This is a genomic window from Massilia sp. P2_C2 (assembly GCF_056404615.1).
In genome coordinates, this window is record NZ_JBFUDR010000580.1 from 1 (window position 1) to 1,561 (window position 1,561).

Below are 1,561 nucleotides of genomic sequence, written 5' to 3' on the forward strand. Positions count from 1 at the left end.
GTGTTCTTGTACACGAGATTGTTCTTGTACTGGTTCGACGTACCGGTCTTGCCCTGCTCCGAAATGCCGTACTTGTTGTCGTACACGATGTTGTTGGCCACAAACACGTTGTTCGCGCCGGCCGTCGAGTGATAGAAGTCACCGCCGCCGACGACCATGCCGAAGCTCGACGTGGTCGCCGTGTTRTTGGTGATSWYCACRTTGGTCGCGTCGTGCCACAGGTGGATCGCCGCGCCGGATACACGATAGACCAGGTTGTTCTTGATCGTGCCGGAGGTCGACACGTAGATGCCCTGGACGTAGCTGCAGCCGGACGGGCCGATGTCGTTGACGACGTTGCTCACCACGTCGCCCAGCACGCCGTTGTAATAGCTGTCGACGCCGATCGCCGAACCGCCCGCGCTCGTGCAACTGACGGTCTTCGCGATGTGGTGRATRTGGTTGTCCGCGATCATGGTGTACGACCCGCCGGTGTAGATACCATGGGTCCACTTGGTGCCGCTGCCCGAATTCGTGCCGTCGATGTCGAAGCCGACGATGCTGACATAGCTGCCGCGGTTATCCCAGGCATTGTTGTTCGACGAGCTGGCCGGCGGCACGATCTTCGCGCCCCACTTCGTCGTCGAGACCCAGTAGATGCGGGCCGAGCTCGTGCCGCTGGCCGTCGTCTTGATGCCGCCGGCGTAGGTACCCGGTGCAACATGGACGGTCGTGCCAGGCTTCGTCGCGACCTGGGCCGCGCGGGCCAGGGTCTTGAACGGTGCGGTCTGCGTGCCTGCGGCCGTGTCCGAACCGGTCGGCGACACGTAATAGTTATAGGAGGTGGTCGGCGTCGACATCATCGACGACGTGGTGTCGACGCTCGTCACCATTGCCAGCAGGTGAGGTGCGCCGTCCGAGGCGGTGGCGGGTGCGGATGCGCCGGTCGCTTGCGCCGCGGCTGCGTCCACCGTGTTCGGCGTCGTCGCGGCACCGTTTGCCGCGGTCGCGTCCGCGCTCGTCGTGATTGCAGCGGTCTGTGCCTGCTGGCCGTTGGCGGTGTCGGTCAGGCCGCCACCACATGCGGTCAACAACACCGTGGCGCTGCAGCACAGCAGGGCGTTGAGACGGAGATCCGAAGCAAAAGTCACCAGTTTTTTCATCTGAAAAATTCCTTACATTGAAGAGTGAAGATAACCCTTTGACGCAAGGAAACTGCCTAAGTTCAACGTTTTTCGAAAAAAATTTCCTGGCGTAACGAACATACAAAACCGGACGGGTGCACCCGCGATGCGCTGCGGGATCGGCCGCCCAAAACGAAAAACCCGATTCAGGAAGGCGACGCTTCCTGAACCGGGCTACGGCGCCGTGCCGGCGCCGGACGTGGTGACGTGATCAGTGCTGGTAGGCGCCGATGTCGTAGCCGGTCGTACTGTTGCGCGGCTTGCCGTCCAGGTCGGTCGGGTAGGTGTTGGTCGAGATGCCGCGACCGATAGCCGGCGAGCTGGTGCTCAGGTGGAAGTCAGGCGTCGTCACCGTGCGCGAATAGGCCTTCAACAGCGGATCCGAGCTGACGGTCGCG

At 62.2% G+C, this 1,561-nt stretch carries 2 protein-coding genes; both read right to left on the bottom strand.

The genetic code is table 11. The features are described 5' to 3' along the window. A partial coding sequence (locus AC1DYX_RS31010; protein ID WP_477266049.1) for a DUF1565 domain-containing protein occupies positions 1-1,142 on the bottom strand: 1,142 nt, incomplete at its 3' end. 232 nt (positions 1,143-1,374) lie between these two features. After that, on the bottom strand, positions 1,375-1,561 hold a 187-nt coding region (locus AC1DYX_RS31015; RefSeq protein ID WP_477266051.1), incomplete at its 5' end, for a choice-of-anchor Q domain-containing protein.